Source organism: Thiobacillus sp., from assembly GCA_024235835.1.
Taxonomy (GTDB): domain Bacteria; phylum Pseudomonadota; class Gammaproteobacteria; order Burkholderiales; family Thiobacillaceae; genus PFJX01.
This window is the reverse complement of the sequence record JACKLQ010000002.1, coordinates 185,517-205,456: the sequence shown is the minus strand read 5'-3', so window position 1 is coordinate 205,456 and position 19,940 is coordinate 185,517. Positions and strand designations below refer to the sequence as shown.

The 19,940-nt window shown below is 63.9% G+C and carries 12 protein-coding genes; 10 read left to right on the top strand and 2 right to left on the bottom strand.

Translation table 11 applies throughout. The features are described 5' to 3' along the window. Positions 1–5: 5 nt before the first annotated feature. The 3 genes from purB (at position 6) to H6935_09150 (ending at position 4,486) form a co-directional block, all read left to right on the top strand. Complete coding sequence (gene purB / locus H6935_09160; protein ID MCP5278517.1) at positions 6–1,385, top strand: adenylosuccinate lyase; 1,380 nt, start codon at positions 6–8, stop codon at positions 1,383–1,385. Between the two features lie 4 nt (positions 1,386–1,389). Continuing rightward, a complete protein-coding gene (locus tag H6935_09155) occupies positions 1,390–3,480 on the top strand; it encodes an EAL domain-containing protein (protein ID MCP5278516.1) in 2,091 nt (696 codons plus the stop codon). A gap of 91 nt (positions 3,481–3,571) precedes the next feature. Beyond that, a complete protein-coding gene (locus H6935_09150; GenBank protein MCP5278515.1) occupies positions 3,572–4,486 on the top strand; it encodes an OmpA family protein in 915 nt (304 codons plus the stop codon). 58 nt (positions 4,487–4,544) lie between these two features. Here H6935_09150 and H6935_09145 read toward each other — a convergent pair whose 3' ends face one another. Together H6935_09145 and H6935_09140 are read right to left on the bottom strand one after the other, a co-directional pair. Next, the gene (locus tag H6935_09145) at positions 4,545–5,819 is read right to left on the bottom strand and encodes an aminotransferase class I/II-fold pyridoxal phosphate-dependent enzyme (GenBank protein MCP5278514.1); all 1,275 of its coding nucleotides are present in this window, start codon (positions 5,817–5,819) and stop codon (positions 4,545–4,547) included. Between the two features lie 33 nt (positions 5,820–5,852). Then, positions 5,853–8,498, bottom strand: coding sequence for a PD-(D/E)XK nuclease family protein (locus tag H6935_09140; protein MCP5278513.1), 2,646 nt, complete (start codon positions 8,496–8,498; stop codon positions 5,853–5,855). Between the two features lie 307 nt (positions 8,499–8,805). On the opposite strand from H6935_09140, the gene grxD reads away from it, so the two are divergent. The 7 genes from grxD to H6935_09105 all read left to right on the top strand — a co-directional run bounded on the left by grxD (position 8,806) and on the right by H6935_09105 (position 19,939). Further along, positions 8,806–9,126, top strand: coding sequence for a Grx4 family monothiol glutaredoxin (gene grxD, locus H6935_09135; protein ID MCP5278512.1), 321 nt, complete (start codon positions 8,806–8,808; stop codon positions 9,124–9,126). A gap of 363 nt (positions 9,127–9,489) precedes the next feature. Further along, the gene (locus H6935_09130) at positions 9,490–10,446 is read left to right on the top strand and encodes a chemotaxis protein (GenBank protein MCP5278511.1); all 957 of its coding nucleotides are present in this window, start codon (positions 9,490–9,492) and stop codon (positions 10,444–10,446) included. A gap of 37 nt (positions 10,447–10,483) precedes the next feature. Continuing rightward, positions 10,484–10,849, top strand: a complete 366-nt coding sequence (locus H6935_09125; GenBank protein ID MCP5278510.1) for a response regulator — start codon at positions 10,484–10,486, stop codon at positions 10,847–10,849. A 91-nt stretch (positions 10,850–10,940) separates the two neighbouring features. Beyond that, positions 10,941–13,364 (top strand): chemotaxis protein CheW, encoded by a 2,424-nt coding sequence (locus tag H6935_09120; GenBank protein MCP5278509.1) that lies wholly within the window; start codon positions 10,941–10,943, stop codon positions 13,362–13,364. A gap of 24 nt (positions 13,365–13,388) precedes the next feature. Then, entirely contained in the window at positions 13,389–13,871 is a 483-nt protein-coding gene (locus tag H6935_09115) for a chemotaxis protein CheW (protein ID MCP5278508.1), read from the top strand. A 12-nt stretch (positions 13,872–13,883) separates the two neighbouring features. Beyond that, on the top strand, positions 13,884–17,069 hold the full coding sequence (locus H6935_09110; protein ID MCP5278507.1) for a PAS domain-containing protein: 3,186 nt from the start codon (positions 13,884–13,886) through the stop codon (positions 17,067–17,069). 44 nt (positions 17,070–17,113) lie between these two features. Further along, complete coding sequence (locus tag H6935_09105; protein MCP5278506.1) at positions 17,114–19,939, top strand: Tar ligand binding domain-containing protein; 2,826 nt, start codon at positions 17,114–17,116, stop codon at positions 19,937–19,939. Position 19,940: the final 1 nt, after the last annotated feature.

The following is a 19,940-nucleotide window of genomic DNA, read 5'->3' as shown; positions in this document are numbered from 1 at the left end:
TCAACATGGACCTGAATACCCTCACCGCGCTTTCCCCCCTGGATGGTCGTTACCGCCGCAGCGGTGCCAAGCTGGCGCCCTATTTCAGCGAGTTCGGCCTCATCAAGTATCGTGTGAAGGTGGAGATCGAATGGCTCAAGGCCCTGGCCGCCGAGCCGGCCATCGTGGAGGTGCCCGCCTTCTCTGCCGCCACCATCGCAGAACTGGACGCCGTGGCCGACAGCTTTTCCCTGGCTGACGCTGAGGCAGTGAAGGCCCACGAGAAGGTCACCAACCACGATGTGAAAGCCGTGGAATATTTCCTCAAGGACCGGCTGGGGGCCAATGCCGAGGTGATGAAGGTGGCTGAATTCATCCACTTCGCCTGCACCTCCGAGGACATCAACAACCTGTCCCATGCCCTCATGCTTCGGGATGCCCGCCGGGACGTGCTGCTGCCCGCCCTGGGTGCCGTGGAGGAACGTCTCACCGCCCTGGCCGTGGAACTGGCGGACCTGCCCATGCTTTGCCGCACCCACGGCCAGCCTGCCAGCCCTTCCACCCTGGGCAAGGAGATGGCCAACGTGGTGCACCGGCTGCGCCGGGCCACGGCCCGCTTTGCCGGCGTGGAGATGCTGGGCAAGATCAACGGCGCCGTGGGCAACTACAACGCCCACCTGTCGGCCTACCCGGACTTCGACTGGGAAGGCTTCGCCCGCCGTTTCGTGGAGAGCCTGGGCCTGGCTTTCAATGCCTACACGATCCAGATCGAACCCCACGATGCCATGGCGGAGATGTACGACGCCTGTGCCCGGGCCAACACCCTGTTGATCGATATGGACCGGGACGTGTGGGGCTACATCTCCCTGGGTTACTTCAAGCAGAAGTTGAAGGAGGGGGAAGTGGGCTCCTCCACCATGCCCCACAAGGTGAACCCCATCGATTTCGAGAATTCCGAGGGCAATCTGGGCCTGGCCAACGCCCTGTTGCGTCATCTGTCTGAAAAGCTTCCCATCTCCCGCTGGCAGCGTGACCTGACGGACTCCACCGTGCTGCGCAACATGGGCACGGCCTTCGGTTTCGCGCTGATCGGTTACGAGAGCTGCCTGCGGGGCCTGAACAAGCTGGAGGCCAATCCGGCAAAGCTGGCGGAAGACCTGGACGCCAACTGGGAAGTGCTGGCGGAGCCCATCCAGACGGTGATGCGTCGTTATGGCCTGGATAAACCCTATGAACAGCTCAAGGCCCTGACCCGGGGCAAGGAGGGCATAACCCAGGCCTCCCTGGCGGCCTTCATCCAGGGCCTGGCTCTTCCCGACGAGGCCAAGCAGCGTCTGCTGGCCATGACGCCGGGCAGCTATACGGGCAAGGCCGCCGACCTGGCCAAGCGCATCGGCGAGCGCTGACGGCATGTCCGTCGGCACGCATGACCTTCCTCAGGAACTTGCGGCTATCGTCCTGGAGAACATCCGGGACGGCATGATGGTGACGGATGCGGACAACCGCATCCTGTACGTTAACGAGGCCTTCTGCGAGGTCACGGGCTATGCGCTGGAGGAGGTGCTGGGCCAGACGCCAAGCATGCTCAAGTCCGGCCGTCATGGCCCGGAGTTCTACGCCCGGATGTGGCATGCCCTGAAGACGGAAGGACGTTGGCAGGGCGAGATCTGGGACCGGCGGAAATCCGGCGAGGTCTATCTGGAGCGGCTGAGCATCACCGTCGTGAAGGACGGGCAGGGGGAGCACAGCCACCATGTGGCGGTGTTTACCGACATCGATGCCCTGCACAGTGCCCAGGAGCGTTTGCAGCGCATCGCCCATTTCGACATCCTCACCGAACTGCCCAACCGTGCCCAGTTGACCGAGCGGCTGCACAAGATGGTGGAGAGGGCCCGTCGGGACAATCAGCTGCTGGCCCTGGTGTTCCTTGATCTGGACGGTTTCAAGCTGCTGAATGACCGCCACGGGCATGCCATGGGGGACCGCATCCTGGTGATGGTGGCCCAGCGGCTGAAGCAGGTGGTACGCAGCACGGACGTGGTGGCCCGGTTGGGCGGGGACGAGTTCGCCATGGCCCTCAGCGGCCTGCCCAACATGGACGAGATCGAGTGCGTGGCGGAACGGGTGCTCAGCCTGTCCGCAGCCCCCTTCGAGATAGACGGCCAGCAGTACACGCTCACGGCCAGCCTCGGCGTCACGGTATTCCCCTTCGACAGTGCCGACACGGAAACCCTGCTACGCCACGCGGACCAGGCCATGTACCAGGCCAAGCAGGCCGGACGCAACCGGTTCCACCTGTTCGACGCCGAACAGGACCAGCAGGCCCAGACCAGGCGCCAACTCCTGCACCGGTTGGGCGAGGCCCTGGGTCGTGAAGAACTGGTGCTGCATTACCAGCCCAAGGTCAATTTGCGCACAGGCCAGGTCATGGGCATGGAAGCCCTGCTGCGCTGGCAGCACCCCGAGCGCGGCCTTCTGTCGCCGGGCGAATTCCTGCCCCAGGCGGAGCATGACGAACTCATCGTCGATATCGGTGAGTGGGTCACACGAAAGGCTTTGTCCCAGATCATGGCCTGGGACCGCATGGGCTGTGCCCTTTCCATCAGTGTCAACCTGGCCGCGCGCCAGTTGCTGCGGAAGGATTTCGTGGATTGCGTGCGGGCCTGCCTCAACGACTACCCGGAGGTGAAGCCGGGTCGTCTCGAAATGGAAATCCTGGAATCCGCCGCCCTGGAGAACACGCGCCATGTGCGTGAGGTGATCGAGGCCTGCCGGGAGATGGGCGTGGGTTTCGCCCTGGACGATTTCGGCACGGGCTATGCCTCCCTGGCCTACCTGCGGGACATCCCGGCGGACGTGATGAAGATCGACCAGTCCTTCGTGCGGGATATCCTGGAAGACAGTGACGACCTGACCCTGGTGGAGGGCGTCATCGGCCTTGCCACGGCGTTCCGCCGCACCGTGGTGGCCGAAGGTGTCGAGACCGCGGAACAGGGCGTGCTGCTCATGCGCCTTGGGTGTGACATCGTCCAGGGCTACGGCATCTCCCGTCCCATGCCCGCCGAGGACGTGCCCGCCTGGGTGGCAGCCTACCGGCCGGATCCCCAGTGGGCTTTATGGGCGGATACCCAATGGGAAATGAACGACTTTCCCCTGCTGGTGGCCCAATATGACCACGTCAAGTGGGTCAAGGGGGTGCTCGATCATCTGGAGGGCGCTTCCCTGCAACTCTCCGCCAAGGAATTGAGCGACCACCATCAATGCCGCTTTGGCCACTGGTACTACGGGCACGGTTCGAGACGGTATGGCCAACTCCAGGCCTTCGTCGAACTGGAACCCATCCACGCGGCGGTGCACCGGCTGGGCCCGGAGATCATCCGCCTGCGCCAGGCTGGCGACATGGAAACTGCCCGGGCCAAGGTGCGTGAGCTGATGGAATTCAAGGACCAGATACTGGAAAAACTGGCGGATCTTCAGGCCTGCGTGGCTGGCCAGCCCTGATGGAAAGTGGCTTGAGCAGTGGCCGTGCTGTTCTTGCATCAGGTGCCATACTGAAAGTGTTCCCAGTTTTTCCAGCCGATCAGGAGGTAGCATGAATAGGACTGCATTGGCCTTTTCGGTGGTGATGGTCCTCGCGGGTTGTGCCAGCCAGGAACCGGTGAAGATCGTCGATGCCGCATGTGAGAGCGCCACTTGCCAAGGGCAACTCGCTCTAGAGCGCCAGAACCTTGCCACAGCCCAGGGGGACTGCAACCGGGCAAGGCAGGAATTGCAGGAATGTATTCGGGGCAGGGACGCGGCCATGGGGCAGGTTCAGGCCGAGAAGGAAGGTCGCTCGCGAGCCGAGAAGGCCTTGGCCGAGAGGGCGGGTGAACTTGTCCGCTGTCAGGGCGACTTGTCGACGTTGAGGCAACAGGCCCAGGCTGACGCGGCGTCCTGCGCGGAGATGCGCGAGGATTTGCAGAAATATGCCAAGGCAGCGGAAACCCGGGACAAGCAAGGCCAGCGCATGCGGGAACTGGAAAAGGGTCTGCGCCAGCGCCTCCAGAGCGAGATCGGCAACCGGGATGTGGAGATCGACCAACTTCGTTCCCAACTGACGGTGAGGGTGCTGGACCGCATCCTGTTCGAGTCCGGCAGCGCGGACATTCTCCCCGGTGGCCGCCGGGTGCTGGACGCCGTGGCCGCAGCCCTGGCTGGAGGCGACGAGACCATCCGCATCGAGGGCCACGCGGACACCGTGCCCATTGGGCCCAGCCTGAAATCTAAGTATTACTCCAACTGGGAACTGTCCACCGGCCGATCCTCCAGTGTGGTGCGCTATTTCGAGGACCAGCATGGCGTCGCTCCCACCCGCATGGAAGCCGTGGGCTTTTCCAAGTATCGTCCCATTGCTTCCAACGATACTGAGGAGAACCGCCAGCGCAACCGGCGCGTGGAGATCGTGCTGACGCCTTGGAAGCCTGACGAGGCGGAGGCCATCCCCATTCCCAACCCCAACCCATAGCCGGCACCCAAACAGGAACGGCCAGCTATTGCTGGCCGTTCCTGTTTCAGGAAGCCGCTTACTGCGCGGCTGCCAGGGCCTGGTCGATGTCCGCCATGAGGTCGTCGATGTGCTCGATGCCGATGGAAAGTCGCACCATGTCCTCGGAGACACCGGCCCTGGCAAGTTCCTCCGGAGAGAGCTGGCGGTGGGTGGTGCTGGCGGGGTGACAGGCCAGGGACTTGGCGTCGCCGATGTTCACCAGACGCACGATGAGTTGCAGGGCATCGATGAATCTGGCCCCCGCCTCGCGTCCTCCCTTGATGCCGAAGGAAACGATGCCCGAGGCCTTGCCGCCCATGTACTTGTCCGCCAGTGGCTTGCTGGGGGAGTCCGGCAGGCCGGCATAGTTGACCCAGCTCACCTGGGGGTGGTTCTTCAGCCACTGGGCCACGGTCAGGGCGTTGTCGCAGATGCGGTCCATGCGCAGGTGCAGGGTCTCGATGCCCTGGAGGATCAGGAAGCTGTTGAAGGGGGAGATGGCGGCGCCCATGTTGCGGAGGGGTACCACCCGGGCGCGGCCGATGTAGGCCGCCGGACCCAGGGCCTCGGTGTAGACCACGCCGTGGTAGGAGATATCCGGTTCGTTCAGGCGGGCGAAACGGGTCTTGTGCTCGGCCCAGGGGAACTTTCCGGAATCCACGATCATGCCGCCGATGCTGTTGCCGTGGCCTCCCAGGTATTTTGTCAGGGCGTGCACCACGATGTCGGCGCCGTGGTCGAAGGGCCTGCACAGGTAGGGGGTGGGCACGGTGTTGTCGACGATGACGGGCACGCCGTGGGCATGGGCCAGTTGCGCCAGTTTCTCGAAGTCCGTGACGTTGCCCAGGGGGTTGCCAACGGACTCGCAGAAAACCGCCTTGGTGCGGGCGTCGATGAGCTTCTCGAAGCTGTCCGGCTGGCGGTAGTCGGCGAAGCGCACCTCGATGCCGTAGCGGGGCAGGGTGTGGGCGAAGAGGTTATAGGTGCCGCCATACAGGGTGGAGCTGGTGACGATGTTGTCCCCCGCCTCGGCGATGGTCATGACGGCGTAGGTGATGGCTGCCATGCCGGAGGCCAGGGCCAGGCCACCGATGCCGCCCTCCATTTCAGCCACCCGCTTCTCCAAAACGTCGGTGGTGGGATTCATGATGCGGGTGTAGATGTTTCCCGCCACCTTGAGGTCGAACAGATCTGCACCGTGCTGGGTGGAGTCGAAGGCGTAGGACGTGGTCTGGTAGATGGGGGGCGCCACGGCCTTGGTGGTGGGCTCAGGGCTGTAGCCGCCGTGGACTGCGATGGTCTCGATTTTCAATGTTGTCTCCTGGGTGTTGGTACCGCCTTGGGATTATGGCATCGCCAAGTCCCTGTGGGCACGCCTGCAAAGGCCCTGCATTTCGCACCAGGCGCAGGTGGAGAGGGCACCGTGGGCCGGCAGGCCGGCGCCGGCGGCCATCTCCGCCATGGTCTTGGCGATGCGCCCCTCCTCGGCGCCGGCCCGCAGGGCCAGGTCGTCGCCTGCCTCGGCCTGGAGCAGGACCACCTGTTTTTCATCCACGCTGACGAAACCGGCCTGGGTGGCATCCGCCAGCCAGGCATAGGCCGCCAGCTGCACATCCTCGCCACCCGGCTCCAGTTTGGCGCGCAGGGTCTGGCGGGACTGGGTCTTGTAGTCCAGCACAGCCACGTCACCGTCCTTGTGGTCCAGGCGGTCCGCCCGGCCGTATAGCAGGGTCTGGTCGCCATCGCCCCAGGCCACGGCCTTTTCCAGGGGCGTTTCGGCCGCATGGAATCGCCATCCCTCGACCTCCCGGCCCAAGGCCCAGGCAACGTAGTCCGGAATGTGGCGTTCCCAGCGCAGGCGCCAGGCCACGGCCTGGAAATGCCTGTGCTCCGCGACGTCAAAGACGGCGGCGGACAGGGTCTTCAGTTCGGCCTCCCAGTAAGGGGCGGTTTCGTTTTCCAGGCTGGGGTGGGTGCTGTGGAAGCGGGCCAGGATGCGGTGCACCAGGCTGCCGTATTCCGCCTTGTCCATTTCCTCCGGCATGTCGTCCGGTTCGTTCAGGCCCAGGACATGGCGGGCGAAGAACTGGTACGGGCAAGCCACCAGGCTCTGCCAGGCGCTCACGCTGAGCCGCCGGGGAGGTCGAGGCGCAGAGGGCGGGTCAGCGGGCATGGCTCCCGGGCCCTCGGCCAGCGGCAAGGGAAGCTCCAGCGTGCGGATCAGGCGCTGTCCCCATGCCGCCTGGTGGAACGCCTCTAGGTGCACCAACCAGGGCGACAAGGGGGCGGGGTCGCCATCCGCCTCGGCCTGCCAGATGAATGCAGCCCGGGGCGTGCGGGCCAGGAGGTCCATGAGCATGTCCTGGGTGGCAGCCTCCTTTTCCTCACGGCCTGGCAGGCCCAGTTGCCGCAGGGTGGCGTCGTTGAACACCGTGGCCTTGGCGCCGCCCGGCAGATGGGCCGCGCCGGCCCCCAGGATGATCACGCCCTCCAACTCCCGGTGGTGGGCGGCGGCCAGATGGGTCAGGCGCAGGGGGCTTTCCACCGAGGCTTCGCTAAAGGTGGTCTGCTCCAGGTGCAGGAACAGCCAGCGGCGCCAGTCCCCCTGGTCGAAGCCTTGAGACATGCCAGCTACTTCCTGTTCCAGCCGCTGCAACAGCTCCAGCAATTGCCGGCCGATGGGGTCGGCGGCCAGGGCCGGCCGTGCGCCCAGCAGGTCCATGGCCTCCAGGAGTTGACGGGTCCAGGCCGCCAGGGGCTGGCGGCGACGGGTAAACAGGGACTGGGCGGCCGCCAGGCGTGAAAGGATGGATTGGGCCTCGGCGAGTCCTTCCTGGCGCGCCAGGGCCTGGTAGCCCGCCAGGTTGGCCGGAGCACCATGGCGCCTCAGGGCGGCTTCCAGGCCGTGGGCCGCCGCCGTGCGCCCCGCAGGATCGTCCGCGAACAGGAAGGGGGACTTGAGCAGGTCCAGCAGGTCCCCGTGCCAGACCCGCTCCCCGGACATAGCCAGCCAGCGTTCCACCACATGGCTCACTGCGGAGGTGGACAAGGTCCATCCGGTTTCGTCCTGCACCAGGATCCGGCGCCGCTCCAGCAGGGCTCGCAGGCGCCGGGCCAGAAGACGGTCCAGGGCCACCAGGGCGATGCGGCGCCGGCCCTCGGCCAGCCAGTCCAGCAGCACCCGTTCCGCCGTGCGAGCTGCGGTTTCCAGGTTGTGGGCAGGGTGGATGGCCAGGGCACCCGCAAGCGGAGAGGTGGCCTGCTGGCGGGCATGGTCACCAGCTCTACGTTCCAGGGGTGGGGTCTGGGTGCGCCAGGCATCCACCAGCAGGGCATGGCGTTCCGGATAGGGCACGGGTGCCGGCAATGCGAGTACGGGCTGGCGCTCTGCCCAGCTCCGCAGGAAGTCATCCTCCTGCGCTGCCAGGTCCATGAGTCCCAGGGTATACAAGGGCTGCTGGGCCCGGTTTGCCAGCCAAGCCAGACGCAGGCCATAGGCCCGGGCCCTGCCCGGCGCATCCTGGCCCAGGGCCTGCCATACACCTCGGGCAATGGTGGCCTCCAGCCCCAGGTAGGGGTTGCCCCGCCCCTGATCCAGGGCCCGATCTGCGGCTGCGCCGTCCAGGGTGACCTGGGCCCTGTCCATTTCTTCCAACAGATCCAGGAGTTCACGGGCGGCCTGCCACAAACCCTCCCGGGGCAGATGGCCAATGTGGGCGAGGAAGTCATGCAATTCCGCCAACCGCTTGCTGTCGGGTTCCGCCGTCGTGTCCACGGTCGCGGTCCGGGCCAGGTCCGGGAGCGTGAGCAGGCGAGGCGGCAGAAACACGGGATCCGGCATGGACCGCCGCAGGGCCAGGCGAAAATCCACACCCATGTGGTGGTGGGGAATGAGGACGATGCAGCCGGAAAAATCCGGACGATGCGAAGCTTCCAGTTCCAGGAAGCGTGTGGCTGCAGGCAACAGGGATGGATCGGGGGGGGTGTCCATGGGGCCATTGTCCCCAGCCACGGGGCAAAAAAAAACCCCGGTTAGTTACCGGGGCGAAGAGAGGAGGAGGATGTCAGCCGCGCCGGTGCCGGCACGCGACCAACATGCCCCACTGGTCGCCAGATGGCTCAAAGCTGCCAGTGGGTTACGACATGAAACGCGTTGCGCGACACACGCAAAGACACATTTCAGATATCAATGTATTAAATCAACCCCATTTGGTCAATCTGGTCTTGTCATTATTTTCTTGACCTGGCCCCTGGGTGTAATAAAATACCCGACAAATTTACTCTGGTAAGAGGCTCCCATGGATGTCAAGGAATTGATTCACAAACAGGTCACTGAAAATCCGGTCGTGCTGTACATGAAGGGCACACCCCAGTTTCCCCAGTGCGGCTTTTCCGCCAATGCCGTCAATCTGCTCAAGGCATGCGGTGTTACACAGTTTCTGGCGGTGAACGTACTGGAGGATGCTGAGATCCGCCAGGGCGTGAAGGATTACGCCAACTGGCCCACCATTCCCCAACTGTATGTGCGTGGCCAGTTCGTTGGCGGCTCCGACATCATGCGGGAACTCCACCAGTCGGGCGAATTGCAGCGGTTGCTGGCCGTGGATACGGTGCAGTAGCTGCCCCTACAGGGTTCTTTCAACCGGCGTAAGCCGGTTTTTTTTTGCCCGGGGCGTCTGGCACCCACCTAAAGATTTAGGCCGGTGTGCCGATATGGGGCACGCAAGCTGCCAGCCCGAGGCAGGACTTACACGTACAAGGAGCCCTGGTTGTCGTCCAGATATTTCACGACCTTGATTGCCATCGCCGCGATCCTGGCCGCGTTGGTGGCAGTGTTCGCGGAGCCTGTATGGCGCGTGCTCGCCATCGCCGTGGGCGCGAGCGTGGCGTGGTACCTGGCCCTGCGTCACGGCGTGGCCAGCGGTCATGTCATTGACGCGGACCAGGCCGGCGACTTGCATCGGGATGAAATCGGGGCGTTGATGAACGGCCTGGCCAGCGAGAGCCGCGTCCAGTGCGACAACAGCATCGCCGACCTGAATCGCGTGAAGGACCTGCTGCACCAGGCCATCGAGCAGCTCATCTCCAGCTTCGGCACCATGAATACCCATATCCAGGCCCAGAGGGATCTGGCCCTGTCCATCGTGTCCGGCATGGCTGGTCAAGGCGGAAGCGAAGGGGAGGGGGGGTTTTCCCAGTTCGTCCTGGACACCTCCAAGACCCTGGAAACCTTCGTGGACAACACCGTTTCCACCAGCAAGATCGCCATGAGCCTGGTGGAAACCATGGACGTCATCAGTACCGAGGTGGATGCCATCCTGGCCATACTCGGAGAAATCGAAGCCATCGCCAAGCAGACCAACCTGCTGGCCTTGAATGCGGCCATCGAGGCGGCCAGGGCCGGAGAAGCCGGACGAGGCTTCGCCGTGGTGGCGGATGAAGTACGGGCCCTGTCCCAGCGGACCAACCAGTTCTCCAGCCAGATCCGTGGCCACATGGACAGCGTGCATGGCTCCCTGGCCCTGGCCCACACGTCCATCCATACCGTGGCCTCCATGGACATGAACCATGCACTCAGTTCCAAGAAGCAGGTGCAGGACACCATGGCCCGGATAGAGCACGTCAACGGTGAAATGGCCGATGCCGCAAGAACCATCGATCACCATGCTGAAAGCGTGGGCAGGGAAGTGAACGCCGCCGTGACTGCCCTGCAGTTCCAGGACATGACCAGCCAGTTGATCTCGCATGCCCAGGCCGGCATCGAAGCCCTGCGCGTCGCGGCGGAGGAATCAGCCACCGCCTTCGTCGGCGCTGAAGAGGTGGCCAAGGGTCTTATGCATGCCAAGGAACGCATGCATGCCCTGGCGGAAGTGGACCGCGTGCGTTTGAACCCCGTCAAGCAGGAAAGCATGGATTCCGGGGATATCGAGTTGTTTTGAATGAGTAGTCCTGATCACGTACTGAAGAGGTTTCGCCATGGGGAAAGTTGTACTGACCGTTGATGATTCCGCCTCCATCCGCCAGATGGTGGCCTTTACCCTCAAGAGCGCAGGCTATGAGGTGGTGGAGGCCGTGGACGGCGAGGACGGACTGAACAAGGCAAAAGGAAAATCGGCCAATCTGATCCTAACCGACCAGAACATGCCCAAGATGGATGGACTCACGCTGATCAAGAGCCTGCGGGGACTGCCCCAGTACCGTTCGGTACCCATCCTCATGCTCACCACGGAGTCCTCCGATGCCATGAAGGCAGCCGGCAAGGCTGCTGGCGCCACGGGGTGGCTGGTTAAGCCCTTCGATCCCCAGAAGTTGCTCGAAGTGGTGAAGAAGGTCATTGGCTAAATCGAGAAGCAGGCCAAAGTCGCCATTCTGTCCATCGATCCAGCCAAAGATCGCCTGGCGCCCTGCCCAGGCCAAGTGATGTGAGACGCCTATGTCCATAGACATGAGCCAGTTCTACCAGGTGTTTTTCGAGGAGGCCTCGGAACACCTGGCGAACATGGAGAGCATGCTGCTCGATCTGGATGTGGAGACCCCGTCCCTGGAGGACTTGAACGCCATTTTCCGTGCGGCCCACTCCATCAAGGGGGGCAGCGGGACCTTCGGGTTCACGGACATGACGGAGGTTACCCACGTCCTGGAAACCTTGCTGGACCGGTTGCGCAAGGAGGAACTGGGCCTGAGGCCGGAGATGGTGGATGCCTTTCTGGCCGCGGGGGATGTGCTGCGCGCCCAGCTTGAACACCACCAGGGTGGGCCCGAGGCGGACGAGGCTGAAATCAGGAACGTATGCGAGCGCCTGAATCAATTGGCGAGCGACGAGGTGCCCGCCGCCCCTGGCCGGGAGGCGGAGGACGCGCAGCCCGCCGAACCCCGCACCCTCAGTCTGTACTGCGGGCTGCCAGCGGAGGTCGCGGAGGATGGCCAGGCGGTGGACAACCTGTTGTCCGCCCTGGCCGAGATCGCCGCCCTGGATGTCAGGCATCGTCCCGATGCCGCCATGCCCCATCTCGAGGCTTTGCTTACCACGGCCAGGACTGACGCCGAGATCCAGGATGCCCTCGCCTTTTACGTGGCCGCAGAGTCCATCCATCTGGCGCCCGGCTCGGCCGGCAACGGCGGCCAGGTGGACGAGGCCTTCGGTTTTTTCGAAGATGCCCCAGGGACCGCGCCGGCCGAGGAGTCCGCCTACGGCTTCTTCGACGACGTGGTCGACCCCGGCCAGGTCCCCGCCGAGGATCCGGGGTACGGTTTGTTCAGCGACGAACCCGACGCCCCCGCTCAAGACGCCGGCCAGGAAACCAAACCCGTGCGGGAAGAAAAGGATGCCGATGGGGCCTATGGCCTGTTCGAGGATGCCCCGGGCAAACCCGAGAACCTCCCTTCCCGCGACGTCACGGCCGCTGATGCGCCGGCTGCCCTGGAGGGCCAGGGTTACGGCATCTTCGTGAACGCCCCTGGCGGCCTGGGCCTTTTCGATGGCGCGCCGGGCAGCCAGGAGGTGACCACGGCGCTGAAGGAAGATACGCCCAAGCCGGATAATCCAGGCCAATCGCCCGGCCGCAGGGTGATGGACCAGCCCGGCGTGGAGACCACCAAGGCGGGGCGCCGGGGCACGGACAAGACGGTCACCGCTGCCGCGGCGGCCGACACGAGCATCCGCGTGTCAGTGGAAAAGGTGGACCAACTCATCAACCTGGTGGGAGAACTGGTCATTACCCAGGCCATGCTGGCGGAGGCCGCCAGCGGCCTGGATCCGGTCAAGGCCGAAAAACTCATGTCCGGCATCGACCTGCTGTCCCGCAACACCCGGGACCTGCAGGAATCGGTCATGTCCATCCGCATGCTGCCCATGAGCATGGTGTTCTCCCGTTTCCCCAGGGTTGTACGGGACCTGGCGGGCAAGCTGAACAAGCAGGTGGAAATGAAGACCGTCGGCGACAACACCGAACTGGACAAGGGCCTCATCGAGAAGATCACCGACCCCATGACCCACCTGGTGCGCAACAGCCTGGACCATGGCATCGAGACCCCGGAGAAACGTGTGGCCGCGGGCAAGAATCCCAAGGGCACCCTGACCCTGAAGGCCAGTCACCAGGGCGGCAACGTGGTCATCGAAGTCATCGACGACGGCGGCGGCCTCAATCGCGACCGGATCCTCGCCAAGGCCAAGGAAAAGGCCATCCCCGGCGTGCATGACGGCATGAGCGACCACGAGGTCTGGCAACTCATCTTCGCCCCGGGCTTCTCCACCGCCGACCAGGTCACCGACGTGTCCGGGCGGGGCGTGGGCATGGACGTGGTGAAGCGCAACATCGAGGGACTGGGCGGCAAGGTGGAGCTGGAGTCCTCGCCCGGTTTCGGCACCCGCACCATCATCCGCCTGCCCCTCACCCTGGCCATCCTGGACGGCATGTCCGTGGGCGTGGGGGGCGAAACCTTCATCATCCCCCTCACCGCCATTGTCGAGTCCCTGCAGCCCAGGCTGGAAGACATCCGCACCATGGCCGGCGACAGCCGCATGATGCACATCCGCGGCGAGTACCTGCCCTTCGTTTCCCTGGGGGAGGTGTTCGGCCTGGCGGGGGTGGAGGACCTCACCCAGGGCATCGTCATGGTGATCGAGAGCGAGGAAGGCAAGGCCGCCCTGTTCGTGGACGAACTGCTGGGCCAGCACCAGGTGGTCATCAAGTCCCTGGAGGCCAACTACCGCAAGGTGCCCGGCATCTCCGGCGCCACCATCATGGGGGACGGCAGCGTGGCCATGATCCTGGATCTGTCCGCGGTCACCCGCATGGGGTTGAGCAATCCGCAACGCACCCGCCCCGATCAAGCCGACGGGCGCATGGCGGCTTGAAGCCGCAGGACGAGGAGTCGAGCAATGGAAAACTTGGAAAGCACGGGCGTCGTGGCCTCCGGCGAATACCTCACCTTCACCCTGGGGTCGGAGGAGTACGGCATGGACATCCTCAAGGTGCAGGAGATCCGGGGATATGACGCCGTGACCAAGATCGCCAACTCGCCGGAGTTCATCAAGGGCGTCATCAACCTGCGGGGGGTCATCGTCCCCATCGTGGACCTGCGCATCAAGTTCAGGCTGGGCGAGCCCACCTACGACCAGTTCACCGTGGTGATCATCCTCAACATCGGCAAGCGGGTGATGGGCATTGTCGTGGACGGTGTTTCCGATGTGATCCAGCTCAATTCCGACACCCTGCGCCCCGCCCCCGAGTTCGGTTCCATCCTGGATACCCGCTACATCCTGGGCCTGGGCACCGTGGATGAACGCATGATCATCGTCGTGGATATCGAAAAACTAATGTCCAGCCAGGAAATGGCCCTGGTGGAAGCCGCCGCCGAATAAGGAGATAGGAACATGCGCATCAACATGCCTGTGACCAACGTCGAACAAATCATGCGGGACGATGAGTACATCGTCTCCCGCACCGACACCCGCGGCATCATCACCTATGTGAACCCCTACTTCCTGGAGATCAGCGGCTTCAAGGAGGATGAATTGATCGGGGCGCCCCACAACATCGTGCGCCATCCGGACATGCCCGCCGAGGCGTTCAAGGACCTGTGGGACACCCTGGCGGCGGGCAAGCCCTGGACCGGCTACGTGAAGAACCGCTGCAAGAACGGCGACTACTACTGGGTATTGGCCAACGCAACCCCCATCCTGGAAAACGGCCAGGTCGCCGGTTATCTCTCGGTGCGCAGCAAGCCTGACCGGGCCACGGTGGATGCCGTGGGCAAGATATACGCCCGCTTCAAGGAAGGAAAGGCAAAGGGCCTGATGGTCAAGGAAGGAAAGGTGGTCAGCAGCACCCCCTGGGGCCGACTGCGCGCCTTTCTCGTCAACGTTTCCCTGAAGGCCCGCCTGGTCTCGACTCTAGTTCTGATGCTGGCCATGATCGCCCTCGTCGGGGGTATGTCCCTGTGGGGAATGAGCGATACAGCGGATGGCTTGCGCAGCGTCTACGCGGACCGCGTGGTGCCGATGAAGCGCCTTAAAACCATCAGTGACGATTATGCCGTGGCCATCATTGACGCAGCGAACAAGGCCAATGCCGGGCTGATCAGCGCAGAGGAGGCCGCCAGCCAGATGCGGGAGGCCAGGCAGCGCATCAGCGACTTCTGGGGGCCCTACCGGGAGGGCATCCATGATGCCGACGAGAAGATACTTGCCGATGAGACCGAAAGGTTGATGCAAGCGGCGGACACTGAAGTCGAGAAGGCCATCACCCTGCTATCTGGAGTGAAGGGTTTGGCAGTCGGGCAGCTGAACGCCGTCGACGGTCCGCTCTACGCGGTGATCGACCCCGTGAGCTCCAAGGTTTCGGAGTTGATCGATACGCAAATGCGCCTCACGGCCGTGCGATACGCAGCTTCCGAAGAGCACTATGGCTCGGTGCGCAACAACAGCATCGCGATCGTACTCATCGGGACGCTGCTTTCCATCTTCCTGACCTTTCTGGCGGTACGTGTCATCAAGCGTCCCCTGGCACGCGTGGGCGGGCTCATGCGTGAAATCGCCCAAGGCAATTTCAACGTCACGGTGGATACCGAGCGCAGCGATGAGGTGGGGGACATGACTGACGCCTTCCGTTCCCTCTACATCCGCCTGGGTTTTGACCTGGCCGAATCCCGGCGCCAGGCCCGGGACGCCACCCGCATCCAGGTGGCCCTGGACAACTCCACCGCCGCGCTGACCATTTCCGGCCCGGATGGCAACCTGATGTATATGACCCCCACTGGCAAGCGGCTGATGAATTCCATCGGTGGTCAGGGCTTCGACGCGGACAAGCTGCTAGGGCACAAGCTGACAGAGCTGTTTAACGAACCGGAGGCCGCAGCCAAGCTGGAGGCGGCCCAAAGCCAGGCCAACGATGTGGATTTCCTGTTCAAGGGGCATCACTTGCGTCTCGCTGCACGGCCCATAGTGGACGCCAGGGGCGAACGTCTCGGTCGGGTCAGTTCCTGGATGGATCGCACCGCCGAGGTGGCGGTGGAGCACGAGGTGGCCGACCTGGTGCAGTCCGCGGCCGCGGGGGATTTCAGCCAACGAATCAGCCTGGAGGGCAAGGAAGGCTTCTTCCTGCAACTTGCCCAGGGCATCAACAACGTGGTGGAGACCTCGGAGCGGGGCATCAACGACGTGGGCGAGGTGCTCAAGGCCATGGCCGAGGGCGACCTCACCCATAGCATGACCGGCAACTATGAAGGCCGCTTCGCGGAACTGCGGGACGACACCAACGCCACGGTGGAGAGGCTGAAGGAGATTGTGACGCAGATTCGGGAAGCGACGGACGCGATCAACACGGCGGCGCGGGAGATCGCGTCGGGGAACACGGACCTGTCGAGCCGGACGGAGAGCCAGGCCAGCAGCCTGGAAGAGACGGCCAGCAGCATGGACGAGCTGACCAGCACGGTGAAGCAGAACGCGGACAACGCCCGGCAGGCGAACCAGCTGGCCAGGGGCGCCAGCGACGTGGCGGTGAAAGGGGGAGAAGTGGTGGGGCAGGTGGTGCACACCATGGGCGCCATCGCGGATTCGTCGAGGAAGATAGCGGACATCATCAGCGTCATCGATGGCATAGCCTTCCAGACCAACATACTGGCGCTGAACGCCGCGGTGGAAGCGGCGCGGGCGGGGGAGCAGGGTCGAGGCTTCGCGGTGGTGGCCGGGGAAGTGCGTTCGCTGGCCCAGCGTTCAGCGGCGGCGGCGAAGGAGATCAAGGAATTGATCTCCGACTCGGTGGACAAGGTAGGCAACGGCTACAAGCTGGTGGAGCAGGCGGGATCCACCATGGACGAAGTGGTGAACGCGGTGAAGCGGGTGACGGACATCATGGGAGAGATCACGGCGGCGAGCACGGAGCAGAGTCAGGGGATCGAACAGGTGAACTCGGCGGTGTCGCAGATGGACGAGATGACGCAGCAGAACGCGGCGCTGGTGGAAGAAGCGGCGGCGGCGGCGGAGTCGCTGCAGGACCAGGCCGGCAGCCTGAGCGAGGCCGTCAGCGTGTTCAAGATCCAGGGCGGCCCAGGGCGCATGGTCGGTCCGTCCCCAAGACAGGCACGTATAAGCGGCCCGGACAGGACAGCGGCGCTGCCTTCCGCGGCCTCGTCGTCGGTGGATTTCGATGCCATCGTCGAAGCCCATAACGGTTGGAAGAAGCGCCTGCGCGAAGCCATTTCCAATGACGCGGAAGCCCGCCGGCTGATGCCCGAGGAAGTCTGCAAGGACAACCTTTGCGCATTGGGTAAATGGATCTACGGGCCGGGACGGAAGTTCGAGGGCGATCCCGCGTATTCGCCCCTGCGCCACTCCCATGCCGAGTTCCACAAGTGCGCTGCCGACGTGATCCGCCTGACCCAGAAAGGGGACAAGAACGGCGCGGAAAACCTGCTGATCAACCGCTTCTTCGACCTTTCGCGGGAAACGGTGCAGCACATCCAGACCATGAAGCGCAAGCATACGGAGGCAAGCCGCAAGGCCAGCCGCGCCCTGCCCAGGGCTTCCTCCGCGGCAGAGGACGAGTGGGAAGAGTTCTGATGCCCCCCGCCAACCACGAATTACGTCAAGGATAAAGATCGACCATGCGAGTCAACATGCCTGTCACCGGTGTGGAGCGAATGATGCAGGAGGGGGAGGAGATCACCTCCACCACCGACCTGCGCGGAGTCATCACCTCTGTCAATCAGTCATTCCTGGACATCAGCGGCTTCACAGAGCAGGAACTCCTGGGGGCGCCACAAAATGTCGTGCGCCACCCGGACATGCCGCCGCTGGCCTTTCAGGATTTGTGGCAGTCCATCCAGGCGGACCGGCCCTGGACCGGGATGGTGAAGAACCGCTGCAAGAATGGCGACCATTACTGGGTGGAAGCCCATGTCACGCCCATACGCCAAGGGGGCCAGGTCACAGGATTTCTTTCCGTGCGGCGCAAGCCCAGTCGGGAAGCGGTCAGCCGGGCGGAGGCCCTGTACAAGGACATCCGCGACGGAAAGGTGAAGGCTCTGCACAAGTCCGGGATGCTCCAACGCCTGACCATCAAGGCCCGCCTGGCAGGCATCATGGGCATGGTGGTGGCCATGATCCTGGTGGGTACGGCCATAGGCATGGGCGGTCTGGCCATCACCAGCAGCGACATGGGGCGCATGTATCAGAGTGACCTGCAACCCATCCGCATCCTGGGGCAGGTCGTGCGCCTGATGAGCGAGAACCAGACCCAGGTGGCCCTGGCCGTGCAGCACGCGCCGGGCAGCCCGGCGGCGAACCAGCATGACCATCCCGTGGACAGGCACACGGAGACCATCCTCGCCAACCGGGACAGGATCACGGCTCTCATCGAGGAGTTCAACAAAATCGAGTTGCCCGGGGAAACGGTGGCCGCCACGCAAGTTTTTGCCGAGGCCCGCAACCGCTACGTCAAGGAAGGCTTGCAACCAGCCGTCCAGGCCCTCAAGGCTGGCGATTATGTCACCGCCACCCAGGTGCTGCTGACCAAGGTCAATCCACACTATGCGGATGCGCGGGACAAGATGGAGGCTCTGCGCCAGGGATTGCAGGAAAAGGCCAAGAGCGAGCACGAGCACGCGGATACGCGATATCGCACTCTGCTGTCCATCGGCCTGGTGGGCATGGCCCTGGGCATATCCCTGGCTATCTGGTTTGCCTGGCTGCTGGTCCGGGACATTGTCAAACCCCTGGATCGCACCATCGGTTATTTCCGCAACATCGCCGAGGGAAACTACAAGTCGGACATCCACATCGATCGGCACGACGAGGTGGGCAAGGTGCTGGAGGCTCTGGAATCCATGCAGACCAAGCTGGGGTTCGACGTTTCCGAGGCCAAGCGGGTTGCGGACGAGAACCTGCGCATCCGCCAGGCGCTTGATTCAGTCTCCACCAACGTGAGGATCGCGGACAACCAGGGGCGCGTGTTCTATGCCAACAATGCCTTGCTGGCGACGCTTAAGCGTACCGAAAAGGCCATCCAGAAAACCATCCCGGATTTTTCCGCCGACAAGTTCATCGGATCGTCCATCTGCGTTTTCTACGCCGACCCGCAGGCCGCCATGGACCGGCTGGCGTCCCTGACCACCACCGCGCGCTCGGAAATCGTGATCGGCGAGCGGCTTTATGCTTTGACCACCAACCCCATCTTCAACGCCGCAGGGCAGCGTCTGGGTTCGGTGGGGGAATGGCAGGACCGTACCGATGAGGCGGCCACCGAGAAGGAAATCGCGCAGATCGTTAATGCGGCTGCCTCCGGCGACCTTAGCCAGAGGCTGGACACGGCAGGCAAGGACGGCTTCTTCCTGCAATTGGCGGAAGGCATCAACAAGTTGGTGGAGACCAGCGAACGGGGCATGAACGACGTGGCTATGGTCCTGCGGGCCCTCTCCCAGGGGGACCTGACCCAAGGAATCGACGCCGACTACCAGGGGTTGTTCGGGCAGCTGAAGGACGACACCAACGCCACGGTGGAGAGGCTGAAGGAGATTGTGACGCAGATTCGGGAAGCGACGGACGCGATCAACACGGCGGCGCGGGAGATCGCGTCGGGGAACACGGACCTGTCGAGCCGGACGGAGAGCCAGGCCAGCAGCCTGGAAGAGACGGCCAGCAGCATGGACGAGCTGACCAGCACGGTGAAGCAGAACGCGGACAACGCCCGGCAGGCGAACCAGCTGGCCAGGGGCGCCAGCGACGTGGCGGTGAAAGGGGGAGAAGTGGTGGGGCAGGTGGTGCACACCATGGGCGCCATCGCGGATTCGTCGAGGAAGATAGCGGACATCATCAGCGTCATCGATGGCATAGCCTTCCAGACCAACATACTGGCGCTGAACGCCGCGGTGGAAGCGGCGCGGGCGGGGGAGCAGGGTCGAGGCTTCGCGGTGGTGGCCGGGGAAGTGCGTTCGCTGGCCCAGCGTTCAGCGGCGGCGGCGAAGGAGATCAAGGAATTGATCTCCGACTCGGTGGACAAGGTAGGCAACGGCTACAAGCTGGTGGAGCAGGCGGGATCCACCATGGACGAAGTGGTGAACGCGGTGAAGCGGGTGACGGACATCATGGGAGAGATCACGGCGGCGAGCACGGAGCAGAGTCAGGGGATCGAACAGGTGAACTCGGCGGTGTCGCAGATGGACGAGATGACGCAGCAGAACGCGGCGCTGGTGGAAGAAGCGGCGGCGGCGGCGGAGTCGCTGCAGGACCAGGCCGGCAGCCTGAGCGAGGCCGTCAGCGTGTTCAAGATCCAGGGCGGCCCAGGGCGCATGGTCACCACCAGGAGCGCCGCGGCGGCGAAATTGCCACCCGTTGCGCGATCGGCCCCAGCCAGGGCGCCCGGCCCGGTGAAGGCTGCGGCACGCATGGCCCCCTCCGGCACAGGTTCCGATGATGAATGGGAAGAATTCTGAA

Excerpts from the sequence above, each read along its gene's own strand:
- H6935_09110 (MCP5278507.1), top strand. The coding sequence starts at position 13,884 with ATGCGCATCAACATGCCTGTGACCAACGTCGAACAAATCATGCGGGAC.
- grxD (MCP5278512.1), top strand. The coding sequence starts at position 8,806 with ATGGATGTCAAGGAATTGATTCACAAACAGGTCACTGAAAATCCGGTC.
- H6935_09140 (MCP5278513.1), bottom strand. The coding sequence starts at position 8,498 with ATGGACACCCCCCCCGATCCATCCCTGTTGCCTGCAGCCACACGCTTC.
- H6935_09150 (MCP5278515.1), top strand. The coding sequence starts at position 3,572 with ATGAATAGGACTGCATTGGCCTTTTCGGTGGTGATGGTCCTCGCGGGT.
- H6935_09125 (MCP5278510.1), top strand. The coding sequence starts at position 10,484 with ATGGGGAAAGTTGTACTGACCGTTGATGATTCCGCCTCCATCCGCCAG.
- H6935_09115 (MCP5278508.1), top strand. The coding sequence starts at position 13,389 with ATGGAAAACTTGGAAAGCACGGGCGTCGTGGCCTCCGGCGAATACCTC.
- purB (MCP5278517.1), top strand. The coding sequence starts at position 6 with ATGGACCTGAATACCCTCACCGCGCTTTCCCCCCTGGATGGTCGTTAC.
- H6935_09130 (MCP5278511.1), top strand. The coding sequence starts at position 9,490 with ATGAACGGCCTGGCCAGCGAGAGCCGCGTCCAGTGCGACAACAGCATC.
- H6935_09120 (MCP5278509.1), top strand. The coding sequence starts at position 10,941 with ATGTCCATAGACATGAGCCAGTTCTACCAGGTGTTTTTCGAGGAGGCC.
- H6935_09155 (MCP5278516.1), top strand. The coding sequence starts at position 1,390 with ATGTCCGTCGGCACGCATGACCTTCCTCAGGAACTTGCGGCTATCGTC.
- H6935_09105 (MCP5278506.1), top strand. The coding sequence starts at position 17,114 with ATGCGAGTCAACATGCCTGTCACCGGTGTGGAGCGAATGATGCAGGAG.